Below are 14,425 nucleotides of genomic sequence, written 5' to 3' on the forward strand. Positions count from 1 at the left end.
TGCGCCACCCGCGCGCCCTTATGCGGACGGGTCGCGCGCCTCGAAGAACGCAAGCAGTTCGTCGATCAACGCGACGGGCGCCTCTTCCGGAATGTAGTGCCCGCATTCGAGCGCGCGGCCGCTGACGTCGCGCGCGACGCGACGCCATTCGTCGAGCGGATCGAAGCAGCGACCGACGATCCCGTGCTCGCCCCACAGCACGCGCAGCGGACACGCGACCTTGTTGCCGCGCTCGAGGTCCGCACGGTCGTGCTCGAGGTCGATCGTCGCCGATGCGCGGTAGTCCTCGCACATCGCGTGCACGGCGCCCGGCTGCGCGAGCGCGGCGCGGTACGCGTCGAGCGCCTCGGACGCGAACGGCGCGAGCCCGGCGGACCGGTTGCCCATCACGCGCTCGATGTACGCATCGGTATGCCCGCCGATCAGCGTCTCGGGCAGCGGCTCCGGCTGGATCAGGAAGAACCAGTGGAAATACGCGGTCGCGAACGCGCGATCGGTTTTCTCGTACATCGCGAGCGTCGGCGCGATGTCGAGCAGCATCATCCGCTCGACGGCATCCGCGTGATCGAGCGCGAGCCGGTGCGCAACACGCGCGCCGCGATCGTGCGCGCAGACATGGAAGTGCTCGAAGCCGAAATGCCGCATCACGGCGACCTGATCGGCCGCCATCGCGCGTTTCGAATACGGCGCGTGCCGCGCGTCGCTCGGCGGCCGGCCCGACGCGCCGTATCCGCGCAGGTCGGTGGCGATCACCGTGAAGTGATTCGCGAGCGTCGCGGCAACGCGATGCCAGATCATGTGGGTTTGCGGATGCCCGTGCAGCAACAGGAGCGGCGGGCCCGCGCCTCCTTTGACACCGAAGATGTCGGTGTCCTGCACCGTCACGCGAAACGGTGCAAACGCCTCAAACGACATGGTTTATTTCTCGTTGGTTTGTTATGGCGGCTATTTTAGGAGCGCTCGCGCATCTTCACAGCGGGGCAGCGGCCAGAATCCGTAGAAAGAGAACACTCACTCGATTGCGGCCACACCGCGCATTTTGTTAAGCTCGCGTAGAATCGCACGACCGTTCGTATTAATATGAACGAGCTCGTTCCGCAGCTACACTCGAATCATCGTTCGACCGCAAAGCATGGTGTCGGCGTCAACGCGACCGCGCGGGCGCCGGCCCTCCCTGGAGACTGGAGACATCACATGGCATTGCCCACCGTCCTGCAGAACCTGACGCTGCCCGTCATCGCGTCGCCGATGTTCATCGTCAGCTACCCCGAACTCGTGCTCGCGCAATGCAAGGCGGGCATCGTCGGTTCGTTCCCCGCGCTCAACGCCCGTCCGGCCGAACTGCTCGACGAGTGGCTCACGCAGATCCAGTCGGAGCTCGCCGACCACAAGGCGAAACACCCCGATGCGGTGATCGGCCCGATCGCGGTCAACCAGATCGTCCACCAGTCGAACGCGCGGCTCGAGCACGACGTGCGCGTATGCGTCGAACACAAGGTGCCGATCTTCATCACGAGCCTGCGCGCGCCGGCTCGCGAGATCGTCGACGCGGTGCACAGCTACGGCGGCATCGTGCTGCACGACGTGATCAACCTGCGCCACGCGCAGAAGGCGCTCGAAGCCGGCGTCGACGGGCTGATCCTCGTCGCGGCCGGCGCGGGCGGCCACGCGGGCACGACGTCGCCGTTCGCGCTCGTCGGCGAGGTCCGCAAGATCTTCGACGGTCCGATCGTGCTGTCCGGCTCGATCGCGAACGGCGGCTCGATCCTCGCCGCGCAGGCGATGGGCGCCGATTTCGCGTACATGGGCACGCGCTTCATCGCGACGCAGGAAGCGCACGCGATCGACGACTACAAGCACGCGATCCTGAACGCGAAATCGTCCGACATCATCTATACGAACCTCTTCACCGGCGTGCACGGCAACTACATCCGCGAGAGCATCGAGAAAGCCGGCCTCGATCCGGAAGCGCTGCCGGAATCCGACAAGACGAAGATGAATTTCGGCGGCGACAAGACGAAGGCGTGGAAGGACATCTGGGGCGCCGGCCAGGGCGTCGGGCTGATGGACGACCTGCCGAGCGTGGGTGCGCTCGTCGAGCGCCTGAAGCGCGAGTACGACGAAGCAAAGGCGCGGCTCGGCATCGCACGCTGACGGATGCGGCGGCCATTGCGGCCGCATTCGCCGCCAATCCCGTCGGACCAAACAAAAAGCGCGAACCGAACGGTTCGCGCTTTTTGTTTCATCGCCCCGCCGCCGCGGGACACGGTTCAGCCCGCGCGCTTGATCCGTGTGATCGGCAGCACGCGCAGGCGCGACTCGATCGACGGGCACAGCGACTGGCCTTCGAAACGCGCCGCAAGGAAATCGACGAACGAACGCACCTTCGCGGATACGTGACGGCGGCTCGCGTACACCGCATAGATCGGCGCCTCGTGCGGCGGCACCGAATCGAGCAGCACCGGCACGAGCCGGCCGGATTCGATGTCGTCGCCGACCACCTCGGTGCCGAGCAGCGCGATGCCCGCGCCCGCGAGCACGGCCGCTCGCAGCCCTTCGAGATGGTTCACGATCAGGTTGCCGTTGAGGGTCACGCGCGACGCGGCCGCCGCGTCGATCACGAGCGAGTCGAGCATCGTCGAATTCGAGTCGCGCCGCAGGTAGTTGTGATGCGCGAGATCGGCGATCGTCGCGGGCGTGCCGTGCTTGTCGAGATACTCGGGCGACGCGACGAGCAGGATGTGCGCGGTCGCGATCTGCCGTGCGACCAGCGACGACGATTTCAATCCGTTCGGCGCCGCGCGCACCGCGACGTCGTAGCCTTCCTCGATCAGGTCGACCACGCGATCGGACAGCGTCATGTCGACGGTCACGTCCGGGAACCGGCCCGCGTAATCGGTGACGGCCTGCATCACGTGCCGCAGCCCGAACGCGGACAGCGACGTCACGCGCAGGCGGCCCTGCGGCACCACGCTCGCGGCGCCGACGGCCTGCCCGGCTTCGTCGAGTTCAGACAGCGCCTGCACGAGGCGCTCGTAATATTCGCGTCCCGCCTCGGTAGGCGCGACGCGGCGTGTCGTGCGATGCAGCAGCCGCGCGCCGAGCTGCTGCTCGAGATGCATCACATGCTTGCTCGCCATCGCAGCCGACATCTGCATGCGTTCGGCCGCGCCGACGAAGCTGCCCACTTCGACGACGTAGCGAAACACATTCATGCTGACGAGGGTATCCATCGAACTAGCTCGTAATGACGGGGGAATGGTCCAATTACGAGATAGGGTAACAAAGGCGAGGAAACAGAAAGGTCAACAAAGGCAAAACGAACGGCGCCGCGGGTGGCGGCGCCGTTTCGGGCGGGAAAACATGCAGCCGGAACGCGCGATTTCCGCGCGCGTCCGGCGCGCCGATCGCGCGTGCGCGTCAGAACTTCGCGCGGATACCTGCGCCGAACGTGTTGCCGGTCGACAGGCCGCTGATGTGGTCGTTCATGTACGCGGCGTAGACGTCCGTGCGCTTGGACAGCGGGTAGTCGTAGCCGACGGCCCAGGTCTGGCGCGTCTGGTCGAGGCCGCCCGCGTCGCGCGAATATGCGTACGACGCCATCGCGTTGCCGACGCCGAGCGGCACCGACACGCCGCCCTGCGCGGTGTTCACGTGCCAGCTGCCCGCGACCTGGTCATTCTTCGTATACATGTACTGGCCGAACAGCTTCACGACCTTCAGGTCGTAGGTCGCGCCGACCAGCGCGATGCCCTGGCTCTTCATCCCGGCGACGAGTGCGCTCAAGTCGCGCGGGCCGTTGTTGAAGTTCACGTACTGATACATGGCAGTCGCCGCGAACGGGCCGTTCGCATAGTTGAACTGCGCGCTCCACTTCTTCGAGCCGTTGTCGCCGGCCTGGTTGCCGAATGCGTACATCGCGCTGCCATTCAGCCCGCCGAACGAAGGCGACGTGTACGACACCGCGTTGTTCCAGCCCGAATCGCCGACCGCGCCCTGGTCGCTCGGATAGGTCGGGAACGTGCCGAGGCCGAGGAACACGTGGTACACCATCGGCGAGAAGGTGTACGAATCGTAGAACGGGTTGAACAGGATCGTCGACAGGAACAGGTGCGTCGTCAGGCGGCCTGCCGTCACCGTGCCGTACGGCGAGCTGATGCCGACGTACGCGTTGCGGGCGAAGAACGTGTCGCCCTGGAAGCGGCCGAACTGGCCGTTCTGCGCGCGGAAGAAACTTTCCAGCGTGAAGATCGCCTTGTAGCCGTTGCCCAGATCCTCTGCGCCGTGCAGGCCCCAGTACGACGTCGACATCCCGCCGCCCGACACGTTCCATGCGCGATCGCCGCCCGGGAACTTGGTCGCGCCGACCCATTCGTCTACCTGACCGTAGAGCGACACGCTCGATTGCGCATAAACGGGTGCGGCAGCCGCCGCACAGGCGGCCGCGGCGATCAGCTTGACGGACGTGCGCGACGCACGGCGAGCGAATGCATTCATGGGATCTCCAGGTTTTGTCGAATGGTCGATAAGTGGCGCGAGCGTTGTTTTTGGGAGCCGAGTGCTTGCGTCGTATGGGGCGCAGCCATCTTTACGGATCATTTGTCCGGTCAAAATTGCGCACACTTATTGCTGGTATAGCGCCAGCATTAACTTCACGGAATCGATACGTGGCCGGATGTCCCGCGGTGGCCCCGCGCGAAAGCGGTTGCGCGACGGGACGGCGGCGTGGCGCACGCGAGCCGGGCGCGAAAGATAGCGCAATGCAACGGGAAAATCAGCGGAAATCTGCGCGCGACTGTGGCGAATTCGCATCAGCCGGCGAGGGGCCAGGGCCTGTTCCCGCTAATAACGGGCTTGCGCTGGCGCGCGGGCGCTCAGTTTCGGTAGAACGGGGAGAAATACGGCGAGTGCGAGGGCTCTTCCTGCGAACGAGGCGGCGGCATCGGACGACCGCCGCGCTCCTCGTTGTAGCGCGCGACGTCGGCGCGGATCGAACCGGCGCGCAGCGGCACGTTGCCGCCGCCCGGCGGGCGCGGCATCTGGCGCGCGTCGGCACTGATCGGGCGATACGGGCTTTGCGCGGCGTAATGACCGTACGACGGCGTCGGCCGCAGCCCCCAGCGGGAGCCGTAGCTGCTCACGCCGCCGGCGCGTGCACCGGCGGGGGGCGGAACGCGGCGCCAGACGGGCCCGCCACCGAACCCGCCGCCAGCCTGCTGACCGTACGCACGCATGTCGCCGCCACCGAAACCGTGGCCGCCGAACCCATGACCGCCGTGTGGCGGCTGCGCGAGCGCAAGCGGCATCAGCAGCGCGCCGAGCACGCCTGCCACCCATCGTCCGATCTTCCGTTTCACACGTTCCGTCATCGTTCAGTGCCTGTCCACGCCTGCCGCCGGCTCCTTTCGGCCGACGCAAGGCTTTCAGCAGTAATTTATGAGCGGCCCGAAACTGTGTCGAGCCAAAAAGTGTTAGGTCGCCGGCATCGGTGTAACACCATGTTACTGCTAGGTTTTTTCACTTCAGGGGGCGAACGCGACAGAACATTCTTCTGCCGTTTTGCGCATGGCCGGGCAGGCGCGACGGCCGTTGTCGCATGCAATCGAATCATCAATCGATTCTCACAATGAATTTGTGTAGTGAATGGCCAACCGGGACAATAGCGCCATCCGCGCGCGAGACGCGCGCCTCCGTCGTTTCCGAATCGAGTTCCCGATGGCCCGCCCCCGTTTTCTTCCCGACAACTTCACGCTCGCACTGGTCGGCACCGTCGTGCTCGCGAGCCTCCTGCCGTGCCGCGGCCCGGCCGCCCACGCGTTCAACTGGGCGACCAACATCGCCGTCGGCCTGCTGTTCTTCCTGCACGGCGCGAAGCTGTCGCGGGAAGCGGTCGTTGCGGGCGCAACCCACTGGCGGCTGCACGCGGTCGTGCTGCTCAGCACGTTCGCACTGTTCCCGCTGCTCGGCCTCGCGCTGAAACCCGTGCTGCAGCCGCTCGTCACGCCGGCGCTTTACGCGGGCGTGCTGTTCCTGTGCACGCTGCCGTCGACGGTCCAGTCGTCGATCGCGTTCACGTCGATCGCGAAGGGCAACGTGCCGGCCGCCGTGTGCGCGGCATCGGCGTCGAGCCTGCTCGGGATCTTCGTCACGCCGGCGCTCGTCGGGCTGATGATCACGTCGCAGTCGGCCGCCGCCGCGTCGCCGTGGAGCACCGTCGGCAGCATCGTGATGCAGCTGCTCGTGCCGTTCATCGCCGGCCAGTTGCTGCGGCCCGTGATCGGCCGCTGGATCGAACGCAACCGCGGCGTGCTGCGCTTCGTCGACCAGGGCTCGATCCTGCTCGTGGTCTACGTCGCGTTCAGCGAAGCCGTCAACGAGGGCCTGTGGCACCAGATTCCGGCGCGCGCGCTCGGCGGCCTGCTGATCGTCAACCTCGTGCTGCTCGTGATCGCGCTGCTGCTGACCGCGTTCGTCAGCAAGCGGCTCGGCTTCAACCGGGCCGACCAGATCACGATCATCTTCTGCGGATCGAAGAAGAGCCTCGCGGCCGGCGTGCCGATGGCGAAGGTGATCTTCTCGGCGAACGCGGTCGGCGCGATCGTGCTGCCGCTGATGCTGTTCCACCAGATCCAGTTGATGGCGTGCGCGGCGCTCGCGCAGCGCTGGGGCGCGCGCGACACGAGCGGCGAGCGCGGCGGGCAGGATGGCGCGGCATCGGCGCCCGGCGCGCTGAACGCGGGCAAGCGCTGACGGGACGGGAGGCGGGACGGTCACTGGATGGTGGCGCTCTCCGCTCCCCGCCTTTCCGCCTTCCAAACGCGCACCGAGGCGCGCCCGACGCGATGCACCATCAGCGCCCATCGCGTCACGAAATCTTCATTCAATTCCCCGCGAGCGCTGCCGTTAAGCCGGGCGTCCCGTCGATTCGGCTGCCCTCGCCCATGCCCGCGCTCCACTCCGACTCCGCTGCCGCCAGCATCACGCGCCTGATCGCGGATCGCGCGCTCGCCGCCGTTTTCCAGCCGATCGTCGATCTCGGGTCGGGGACGGTCGTCGGCTACGAAGGCCTGATACGCGGCCCGCGCGGCACCGATCTCGAGCCGCCCGCCGCGCTGTTCGCGCAGGCCGCGCGCGAAGGCGCGACCATCGTGCTCGAACAGGCCGCCGCGCTCGCCTGCCTCGACGCGTTCGCGGCGCTCGGCTGCGACGGCAAGCTGTTCCTCAATTTCAGCGCCGGCACGATCCTGCAGCTCGCCAGCGAACGCGAGCGAGCGCGCCAGTTTCTCGGCCGCGCGCGGATCGGCGCCGAGCGCATCGTGATCGAGCTGACCGAGCAGAACGCGATACCGGATGTCGCGCACTTCGGGCCGGCGGTCGCGTCGCTGCGCGATGCGGGCATCCAGTTCGCGCTCGACGACTACGGCACCGCGAACGCGAGCATGAACCTGTGGCTGCGCCTGCAGCCGGACGTCGTGAAGATCGACCGCTTCTTCATCCACGACATCGCGCGCGACCCGCTCAAGTTCGAGGCCGTGAAGGCGATGCAGCACTTCGCGCAGGCGAGCGGCGCGCGACTGATCGCGGAAGGCATCGAGAACGAATGCGACCTGATCGTCGTGCGCGACATGGGCATCTGCTGCGTGCAGGGCTTCCTGCTTGGCCGGCCGGACGCGCGGCCGTCGCGGGTCGTCGCGCCGGCCGCGCGCGATGCGATCCGCGCGCCGCACATCGCGGTATTTCCCGGCGCGACGCGCGCCGTGCGGCCGGCAGGCACGATCGCCGCGAAGATGCTGGTCCCCGCGCCGGCACTGCCGCGCGACGCGACCAGCAACGACGTGCTCGACCTGTTCAACCGGATGCCCGACCTGCACGCGGTCGCGCTGGTCGAACGCGGGCGGCCCGTCGCGCTCGTGAATCGCCGCGGCTTCATCGACCGCTTCGCGCTGCCGTATCACCGCGAGGTGTTCGGGAAGAAGCCGTGCCTGCAGTTCGCGAACGACGCGCCGCTGATGATCGACAACGCGACGACGTTCGAGCAGCTCGCGACGCTGCTCGCGAGCCACGACCAGCGCTATCTCGCGGACGGCTTCGTGATCACCGAACATGGCCGCTACGTCGGGCTCGGCACCGGCGAGAGCCTCGTGCGCGCGGTGACCGAGATGCGTATCGAAGCCGCGCGCTACGCGAATCCGCTGACGTTCCTGCCCGGCAACATCCCGATCAGCGCGCATATCGACCGCCTGCTCCAGCGCGATGCCGGCTTTCATGCGTGCTATGTCGACCTGAACCAGTTCAAGCCGTTCAACGACCAGTACGGCTACTGGCAGGGCGACGAAGTGCTGAAGTTCGCCGCGACGGTGCTGGCCGGCGTGTGCGACCCGCAGCGCGACTTTCTCGGGCACGTCGGCGGCGACGATTTCCTCGTGCTGTTCCAGCGCGACGACTGGCACGTGCGCGCGACCGACGCGATCGCGCGCTTCAACGACGGCGCGCAGCGCTTCTACACGCAGGCCGACCGGCAGGCGGGCGGGCTGCGCGGCGAGGACCGCCACGGCAACCCGGCGTTCTTCGGCTTCGTGACGATGGCGATCGGTGCCGTCGGCGTGCCGGCCGGCGCGCACGGCGCGAAGCGCTACGGCAGCGACGAGATCGCGTCGGTCGCGGCGCTCGCGAAGCGGCGCGCGAAACAGCAGCCGAGCGGACTCGCGGTCGTCGATCTCGACGCGGGCCGCGCCGCGCTGCGCAATCGCGGCGAACCGCCGACGGTGGCGGCGACGGTCGCGGCGGACTGAACGGCGGGCAATCGTCGAGCGCGGATACGGCTGCGCTCCGGGCGACGGAGACGGGCATCCGCCCGTCAACCAGCCGAATCGTTGCGCATCGGCTGCCGGCCGCTCGTGCAGGTCGCCGGGCACGCTGCGCAGACGCTCGAAACAGCCCGTTTTCCAGCATATTCCCGCCCCCTTCCCGCCAGTCGCCCGCGCCGCCGGGCACACGCACGACCACCTTGCCTTTTTCGCGTTTTGTTTAGTATTTTTAGTAACGGCGTTTTCGCAGATTAGCGCTTAAAAACCCGTTATTCACGGGTATTCCCCGGTTATCCGGCCCGAATTTCGCGATATGTTTTACTATACAATCGCTTTCACCCTAAACAAACCGAACCCCGAACGATGGGCACCACCATTCGCGATGTCGCGCGGGCGGCAGAGGTCTCGATCGGCACCGTCTCCCGCGCGCTGAAAAACCAGCCGGGCCTGTCGGAAGCAACGCGTGCGCGCATCGTCGAGATCGCGCAGCAGCTCGGCTACGATCCCGCGCAGTTGCGGCCGCGCATCCGCCGGCTCACCTTCCTGCTGCACCGCCAGCACAACCGCTTTCCCGCGAGCCCGTTCTTCTCGCACGTGCTGCACGGCGTCGAGGACGCATGCCGCGAGCGCGGCATCGTGCCGACGCTGCTCACGGTCGGCCCGAACGACGACGTGCTGCGCCAGATGCGCCCGCATGCACCCGACGCGATCGCGGTTGCCGGCTTCATCGAGCCCGAGACGATCGAGGCGCTCGCCGCGACCGGCCGGCCGCTGGTGCTGATCGACCTGTGGGCGCCCGGGCTGCGCTCGGTCAACATCGACAACGCGACAGGCGCCGCGCTCGCGATGCGCCACCTGCTCGCCACCGGCCGCTCGCGGATCGCGTTCATCGGCGGCTCGCCCGCGCACTACAGCATCGCGCAGCGCGCGATCGGCTACCGGCGCGCGTTCTTCGAGGCCGGGCGGCTGTTCGATCCCGCGTACGAAGTGACGATCGACGCGGGGCTCGACCCCGACACCGGCGCCGCGCGTGCGATGGAGCAACTGCTCGACGCGCCGGGCCCGCGCCCCGACGCCGTCTTCGCATACAACGACGCGGCCGCGCTGGCCGCGCAGCGCGTGTGCGCCGCACGCGGCCTGCGGATTCCGGACGACATCGCGATCGTCGGCTTCGACAACATCCCTGCCGCCGCGCACGCGAGCCCGCCGCTCACGACGCTCGCGGTCGACAAGGAAGCGCTCGGCCGCCGCGGCGTCGAACTGCTGCTCGCCGAAGCGCCCGAGCGCACCGAGATCTCCCTGCCCGTCGAGCTGATCGTGCGGGCCAGCAGCCAGCCCGCCGGCTCTCCGGCACTCGATACCGCCACGGTCACCGAATCATGAACATGCCCCCGGTCCAACCCTGCACGGCCGCGCCGGCCGCCCACACGCAAGCCGCGCCGCTCGTCGCGAATTTCCGCGATCCGTCGTTCCTGCTGTCGCACATCGAGGACACGCTGCGCTTCTACGCGACGAATGCGTACGACCCGACGGGCGGCTTCTATCACTACTTCCGCGACGACGGCAGCATCTACAACCGCACGTCGCGCCACCTCGTCAGCAGCTGCCGGTTCGTCTTCAACTACGCGATGGCGTACCGGCATTTCGGCGACCCGCGTCATCTCGACTACGCGCGCCACGGGCTGCGCTTCCTGCGCGACGCGCACTGGGACGACGAACTGCAGGGCTACGACTGGGAACTCGACTGGCGCGACGGCGCGAAGCGCGCGACGCTCGACGGCACGCGCCACTGCTACGGGCTCGCGTTCGTGCTGCTGGCGGCCGCGCACGCGACGATGGCCGGCATCGACGAGGCGCGTCCGCTGATCGCGGCGACCTACGAGCTGGCCGAGCACCGCTTCTGGGATGCGGCCGCGGGCCTGTATGCGGACGACGCGACGCCGAACTGGATCGTGTCGTCGTACCGCGGCCAGAACGCGAACATGCACATGACGGAGGCGCTGCTCGCGGCCTACGAGGCGACCGGCCACCTCACGTACCTCGATCGCGCGGAAAAGCTCGCAAGCCACGTCACGCAGCGCCAGGCCGCGCTGTCGGGCGGGCTCGTATGGGAGCACTACCACGCGGACTGGTCGGTCGACTGGGACTACAACAAGGAAGACAGCTCGAACATCTTCCGTCCGTGGGGCTTCCAGCCCGGGCACCAGACCGAATGGGCGAAGCTGCTGCTGATCCTCGAGCGGCACCGCCCGCTCGACTGGCTCGTGCCGCGCGCGGCCGAACTGTTCGACGCGGCGCTCGCGCACGCGTGGGACGCCGATCACGGCGGCCTGTACTACGGCTTCGGCCCCGACTTCACGATCTGCGACCACAACAAGTACTTCTGGGTGCAGGCGGAAACCTTCGCGGCGGCCGCGATGCTCGGCGCGCGCACCGGCAGCGAGCGCTTCTGGGACTGGTACGACGAGATCTGGCGCTATAGCTGGGCGCATTTCGTCGACCACCGCTACGGCGCGTGGTACCGGATCCTCACCTGCGACAACCGCAAGTACAGCGACGAGAAGAGCCCGGCCGGAAAGACCGACTATCACACGATGGGCGCGTGCTACGACGTGCTCGCGACCCTTGCGCGCACGGCGCGCAGCGAGCCGACGCAATGAGCGGCGGCACGTTTCCGGCTTTCGTGTCGGCGGGCGACATCCTGACCGACATGGTGCGCGCGGGCGATGCGCAGTGGACGTCGGTGCCGGGCGGCGCCGGCTGGAACGTCGCGCGCGCGGTCGCGCGGCTCGGCGTGCCGAGCGCGCTCGCGGGCTCGATCGGCGAGGACTGCTTCTCCGACGTGCTGTGGCGCACGAGCGATGCGGCCGGGCTCGACCTGCGCTTCCTGCAGCGCGTCGCACGGCCGCCGCTGCTCGCGATCGTCCACGAGACGCGCCCGCCCGCGTACTTCTTCATCGGCGAAGCGAGCGCCGATCTCGCGTTCGATCCCGCGCGGCTGCCGGCCGGCTGGACCGACCACGTGAAATGGGCGCATTTCGGCTGCATCAGCCTCGTGCGCGAACCGCTCGCGGGCACGCTGGCCGCGCTCGCGGCCGACCTGCACGCGCGCGGCGTGAAGATCAGCTTCGACCCGAACGTCCGGAACCTGATGACGGCCGCGTACCGGCCGACGCTCGCGAAGATGGCTGCGCTCGCCGACCTGATCAAGGTGTCCGACGAGGACCTGCGGCACCTGTTCGGCGGCGACGGCCCCGACGCGGTCGCGGCGGTGCGCGCGCTGAACCCGCGCACGGCCGTGCTCGTCACGCGCGGCGCGCAGGCGGCGACGCTCTACGCGGACGGCGACGTGCACGAGGCCAGCCCGCCGCGCGTCGAGGTGGCCGACACCGTCGGTGCGGGCGACGCGTCGATCGGCGGCATGCTGTTCAGCCTGATGGCCGCGCCGCAGCGATCGTGGCGCGAGCATCTCGCGTTCGCGCTGGCGGCGGGCGCTGCCGCATGCCGGCACACGGGCGCGCACGCGCCGACGCTCGACGAAGTCGTCGCGCTGATCGAGGGCTGATCGTCAAGGGCTGATCGAACGGTGACCGAGCGCCGCGACCGGACACCGCGACCGGACACCGTTCGGTCACCGATAAGCCGCGCTGTACATGCTGCGCCGCAGTGCTACGATGAAGTGTCCTTTTGCGGGAGAGGCACGATGGACACGAACACGTTCACGAAGGGCATCTACACGGCCAAGGCGCATACCCAGCATTCGGCCAACGGGCAGTTCCAGGGTTACGTGATTCTCTCGAAGGACGACGGGGACGACACCGAGAACACGCGCTACGACGTCCACTCGACGAGCCCCAGCGAGGAAGAAGCGTTCGACGAGGCGAAGGCGCTCGCGCACCGGATCCTCGGCGAGATCGAGCTGTAACGCGCGCCGCCCTTTCCGGCGCGGCTCAGAGCAGCCGCGCCACCATCGATACCAGCATCGTCAGCACCAGCGTCGACATGAACGGGAACGGGTAGCGCCGCCCGCCGAGCGTCAGCGTGACGTCGCCCGGCATCCGCCCGATGCCGAGCTTGCCGAGCCACGGCCAGCAGCGCGTCAGGATCATCACCGCGACGAACGACGTCATCAGCCAGCGCAGCATGCCGGCCTCAGAGCGCGTGCGAGCGGTCGCCGCGCGCGAACGCGTCGAGCGTGCCGTCGATGCCGCGCGAAAAGGCGATCACCTTGAACAGCTCGCCCATCTCGGCTTCGGAAATCAGCTTCTGCACCGCGTTCGCGGCCGGCAGGAACTGCCGGATGTCGGACGGGTCGATCGCGGCCAGCGCGTCGGTGATGCCCGCGTTCAGCAGGAAGCGCGCCTGCGACGTGTAGCCGAGCAGGTCGGCGCCGGCGGCGACGGCCGCGTCGTAGATGCCGGTGAATTCGACGTGCGCGGTGATGTCCTGCAGGCCCGGGTACAGGAACGGGTCGTCGTGTGCGTGGTGGCGGTAGTGGCACATCAGCGTGCCGCGGTCGCGCTGCGGATGGTAGTACTCGTGCGCGGGAAAACCGTAGTCGACCAGCAGCACCGCGCCGCGCGCAAGCATCGTGCAGACGGTGCGCGTGAACGCCAGCGCGGCCTCGTGCGTCTCGGTCACGTAGCCGTCGGCGACCTCGGCGTCGAGCGCCGCGAGCACCGGCGGCCGGCTGGCCGGCGCGGCCGGCCGGTCCTCGAACACGAACGCGTGCCGCGCGTCGAGCGCGACGCCGCGCTCGTGCCACGCGCCGTCCGCCTTCGCGAACAACCGCACCGGCATCGCATCGAGCACCTCGTTGCCGACCACGACGCCCTCGAACCGCTCGGGCAGCGCGTCGAGCCAGCGCACCTTCGCGGCGAGCGCCGGCGCGGCGGCCGCGATCGTATCGCGCTGACGTTCGCGCAGCTCGCCGGACAGGTCGACGATCAGGTATTCGTCGAGCTCGACGCCCAGCGCGTCGAGCGCCGCGAGCAGCCCGGCCGCGAGCTTGCCCGTGCCCGCGCCGAATTCCATCACGCGGCGCGTGCCGCTCGCCGCGAGCGCTTCCGCGACAGGTTGCGCCAGAGTTTGCGCGAACAGCGGCGACAGCTCGGGCGCGGTGACGAAGTCGCTGCCGTCGTCGGCGCGGCGCCCGAACTTGCGCGCGCCGCCGCTGTAATAGCCGAGGCCCGGCGCGTACAGCGCGCGCTCCATGAAGCGGTCGAACGGCAGCCAGCCGCCGGCCGCCGCAATCTCGTCGCGCAGTTGCGCGGCAAGGGTTTCGGACTGCGCGAGCGCGTCAGGGCCGGGAGCAGGTAAACTAGCGGGTTCGTGAGCTTTCGGGTTCATCCCGGCATTGTAAATGACCGTTTCAGCCGATACGTCGCCCCTGCGCGTGGTGCTCGTCGCGGGCGCCCTGGGCAGCGCGGCCGACGCCGCGTCGATCGGTCGTGCGCTCGCGACGGAATTCGCGCGCCGCGGCTGGGACGTCGCGCTGCAGCGCAGCCACGGCGCGCCGCGCGCGGCCGCCGATGCGATCGTCGCCGAAGTCGCGGCGCTCGGCCGCCGAGCGGCCGTGCTCGACGCCGATCTGGCCCTGGAAGCCGACGCGGCCGCGC

At 68.5% G+C, this 14,425-nt stretch carries 13 protein-coding genes and 1 pseudogene; 8 read left to right on the forward strand and 6 right to left on the reverse strand.

From position 1 onward, the window contains the following. Positions 1 to 18: 18 nt before the first annotated feature. Positions 19 to 915: an alpha/beta hydrolase gene (locus ACNQQL_RS33205; RefSeq protein WP_347068582.1), complete on the reverse strand. Its 897-nt coding sequence runs from the start codon at positions 913 to 915 to the stop codon at positions 19 to 21. A 279-nt stretch (positions 916 to 1,194) separates the two neighbouring features. On the opposite strand from ACNQQL_RS33205, the gene ACNQQL_RS33210 reads away from it, so the two are divergent. Then, a complete protein-coding gene (locus ACNQQL_RS33210; protein WP_347068584.1) occupies positions 1,195 to 2,154 on the forward strand; it encodes a nitronate monooxygenase family protein in 960 nt (319 codons plus the stop codon). Between the two features lie 116 nt (positions 2,155 to 2,270). On the opposite strand, the gene ACNQQL_RS33215 is transcribed toward ACNQQL_RS33210, so the two are convergent. From ACNQQL_RS33215 to ACNQQL_RS33225, 3 genes are all read right to left on the reverse strand, one after another. Next, positions 2,271 to 3,233: a LysR family transcriptional regulator gene (locus ACNQQL_RS33215; RefSeq protein WP_034179216.1), complete on the reverse strand. Its 963-nt coding sequence runs from the start codon at positions 3,231 to 3,233 to the stop codon at positions 2,271 to 2,273. 187 nt (positions 3,234 to 3,420) lie between these two features. Beyond that, positions 3,421 to 4,497, reverse strand: a complete 1,077-nt coding sequence (locus ACNQQL_RS33220; protein WP_347068585.1) for a porin — start codon at positions 4,495 to 4,497, stop codon at positions 3,421 to 3,423. Between the two features lie 377 nt (positions 4,498 to 4,874). Then, positions 4,875 to 5,369: a hypothetical protein gene (locus tag ACNQQL_RS33225; RefSeq protein ID WP_034179218.1), complete on the reverse strand. Its 495-nt coding sequence runs from the start codon at positions 5,367 to 5,369 to the stop codon at positions 4,875 to 4,877. A gap of 346 nt (positions 5,370 to 5,715) precedes the next feature. Between ACNQQL_RS33225 and ACNQQL_RS33230 the strand changes: the two genes are divergently transcribed. From ACNQQL_RS33230 to ACNQQL_RS33255, 6 genes are all read left to right on the forward strand, one after another. Continuing rightward, positions 5,716 to 6,750, forward strand: coding sequence for a bile acid:sodium symporter family protein (locus tag ACNQQL_RS33230; RefSeq protein WP_347068587.1), 1,035 nt, complete (start codon positions 5,716 to 5,718; stop codon positions 6,748 to 6,750). A gap of 191 nt (positions 6,751 to 6,941) precedes the next feature. Further along, the gene (locus ACNQQL_RS33235) at positions 6,942 to 8,792 is read left to right on the forward strand and encodes a phosphodiesterase (protein ID WP_347068589.1); all 1,851 of its coding nucleotides are present in this window, start codon (positions 6,942 to 6,944) and stop codon (positions 8,790 to 8,792) included. Positions 8,793 to 9,170: 378 nt separating this feature from the next. Continuing rightward, positions 9,171 to 10,190 carry a LacI family DNA-binding transcriptional regulator gene (locus tag ACNQQL_RS33240; protein WP_347068591.1) on the forward strand — a complete coding sequence of 340 codons (1,020 nt, stop codon included), beginning with the start codon at positions 9,171 to 9,173 and terminating at the stop codon, positions 10,188 to 10,190. Beyond that, positions 10,187 to 11,467 (forward strand): AGE family epimerase/isomerase, encoded by a 1,281-nt coding sequence (locus ACNQQL_RS33245; RefSeq protein ID WP_072437470.1) that lies wholly within the window; start codon positions 10,187 to 10,189, stop codon positions 11,465 to 11,467. The genes ACNQQL_RS33240 and ACNQQL_RS33245 overlap by 4 nt, the downstream gene beginning before the upstream one ends. Then, on the forward strand, positions 11,464 to 12,372 hold the full coding sequence (locus tag ACNQQL_RS33250) for a carbohydrate kinase (protein WP_347068594.1): 909 nt from the start codon (positions 11,464 to 11,466) through the stop codon (positions 12,370 to 12,372). The genes ACNQQL_RS33245 and ACNQQL_RS33250 overlap by 4 nt, the downstream gene beginning before the upstream one ends. Positions 12,373 to 12,510: 138 nt before the next feature. Beyond that, on the forward strand, positions 12,511 to 12,732 hold the full coding sequence (locus ACNQQL_RS33255; protein ID WP_072437474.1) for a hypothetical protein: 222 nt from the start codon (positions 12,511 to 12,513) through the stop codon (positions 12,730 to 12,732). A gap of 25 nt (positions 12,733 to 12,757) precedes the next feature. On the opposite strand, the gene ACNQQL_RS33260 is transcribed toward ACNQQL_RS33255, so the two are convergent. Continuing rightward, positions 12,758 to 12,952 (reverse strand): DUF2905 domain-containing protein, encoded by a 195-nt coding sequence (locus ACNQQL_RS33260; protein WP_031399528.1) that lies wholly within the window; start codon positions 12,950 to 12,952, stop codon positions 12,758 to 12,760. 7 nt (positions 12,953 to 12,959) lie between these two features. Continuing rightward, positions 12,960 to 14,156: a class I SAM-dependent methyltransferase gene (locus tag ACNQQL_RS33265; protein WP_347068597.1), complete on the reverse strand. Its 1,197-nt coding sequence runs from the start codon at positions 14,154 to 14,156 to the stop codon at positions 12,960 to 12,962. A 13-nt stretch (positions 14,157 to 14,169) separates the two neighbouring features. Here ACNQQL_RS33265 and ACNQQL_RS33270 point away from each other — a divergent pair. Further along, positions 14,170 to 14,425, forward strand: a pseudogene (locus ACNQQL_RS33270) (short-chain dehydrogenase); the annotation flags it as partial.

The organism is Burkholderia sp. LFS061 (genome assembly GCF_047978125.1).
In the GTDB taxonomy this organism is placed as follows: Bacteria; Pseudomonadota; Gammaproteobacteria; order Burkholderiales; family Burkholderiaceae; genus Burkholderia; species Burkholderia pyrrocinia_C.

Coding starts and splice junctions, on each gene's coding strand:
- ACNQQL_RS33260 (WP_031399528.1), bottom strand. CDS start 12,952: ATGCTGCGCTGGCTGATGACGTCGTTCGTCGCGGTGATGATCCTGACG.
- ACNQQL_RS33210 (WP_347068584.1), top strand. CDS start 1,195: ATGGCATTGCCCACCGTCCTGCAGAACCTGACGCTGCCCGTCATCGCG.
- ACNQQL_RS33220 (WP_347068585.1), bottom strand. CDS start 4,497: ATGAATGCATTCGCTCGCCGTGCGTCGCGCACGTCCGTCAAGCTGATC.
- ACNQQL_RS33240 (WP_347068591.1), top strand. CDS start 9,171: ATGGGCACCACCATTCGCGATGTCGCGCGGGCGGCAGAGGTCTCGATC.
- ACNQQL_RS33250 (WP_347068594.1), top strand. CDS start 11,464: ATGAGCGGCGGCACGTTTCCGGCTTTCGTGTCGGCGGGCGACATCCTG.
- ACNQQL_RS33205 (WP_347068582.1), bottom strand. CDS start 915: ATGTCGTTTGAGGCGTTTGCACCGTTTCGCGTGACGGTGCAGGACACC.
- ACNQQL_RS33215 (WP_034179216.1), bottom strand. CDS start 3,233: ATGGATACCCTCGTCAGCATGAATGTGTTTCGCTACGTCGTCGAAGTG.
- ACNQQL_RS33255 (WP_072437474.1), top strand. CDS start 12,511: ATGGACACGAACACGTTCACGAAGGGCATCTACACGGCCAAGGCGCAT.
- ACNQQL_RS33230 (WP_347068587.1), top strand. CDS start 5,716: ATGGCCCGCCCCCGTTTTCTTCCCGACAACTTCACGCTCGCACTGGTC.
- ACNQQL_RS33225 (WP_034179218.1), bottom strand. CDS start 5,369: ATGACGGAACGTGTGAAACGGAAGATCGGACGATGGGTGGCAGGCGTG.
- ACNQQL_RS33235 (WP_347068589.1), top strand. CDS start 6,942: ATGCCCGCGCTCCACTCCGACTCCGCTGCCGCCAGCATCACGCGCCTG.
- ACNQQL_RS33245 (WP_072437470.1), top strand. CDS start 10,187: ATGAACATGCCCCCGGTCCAACCCTGCACGGCCGCGCCGGCCGCCCAC.
- ACNQQL_RS33265 (WP_347068597.1), bottom strand. CDS start 14,156: ATGAACCCGAAAGCTCACGAACCCGCTAGTTTACCTGCTCCCGGCCCT.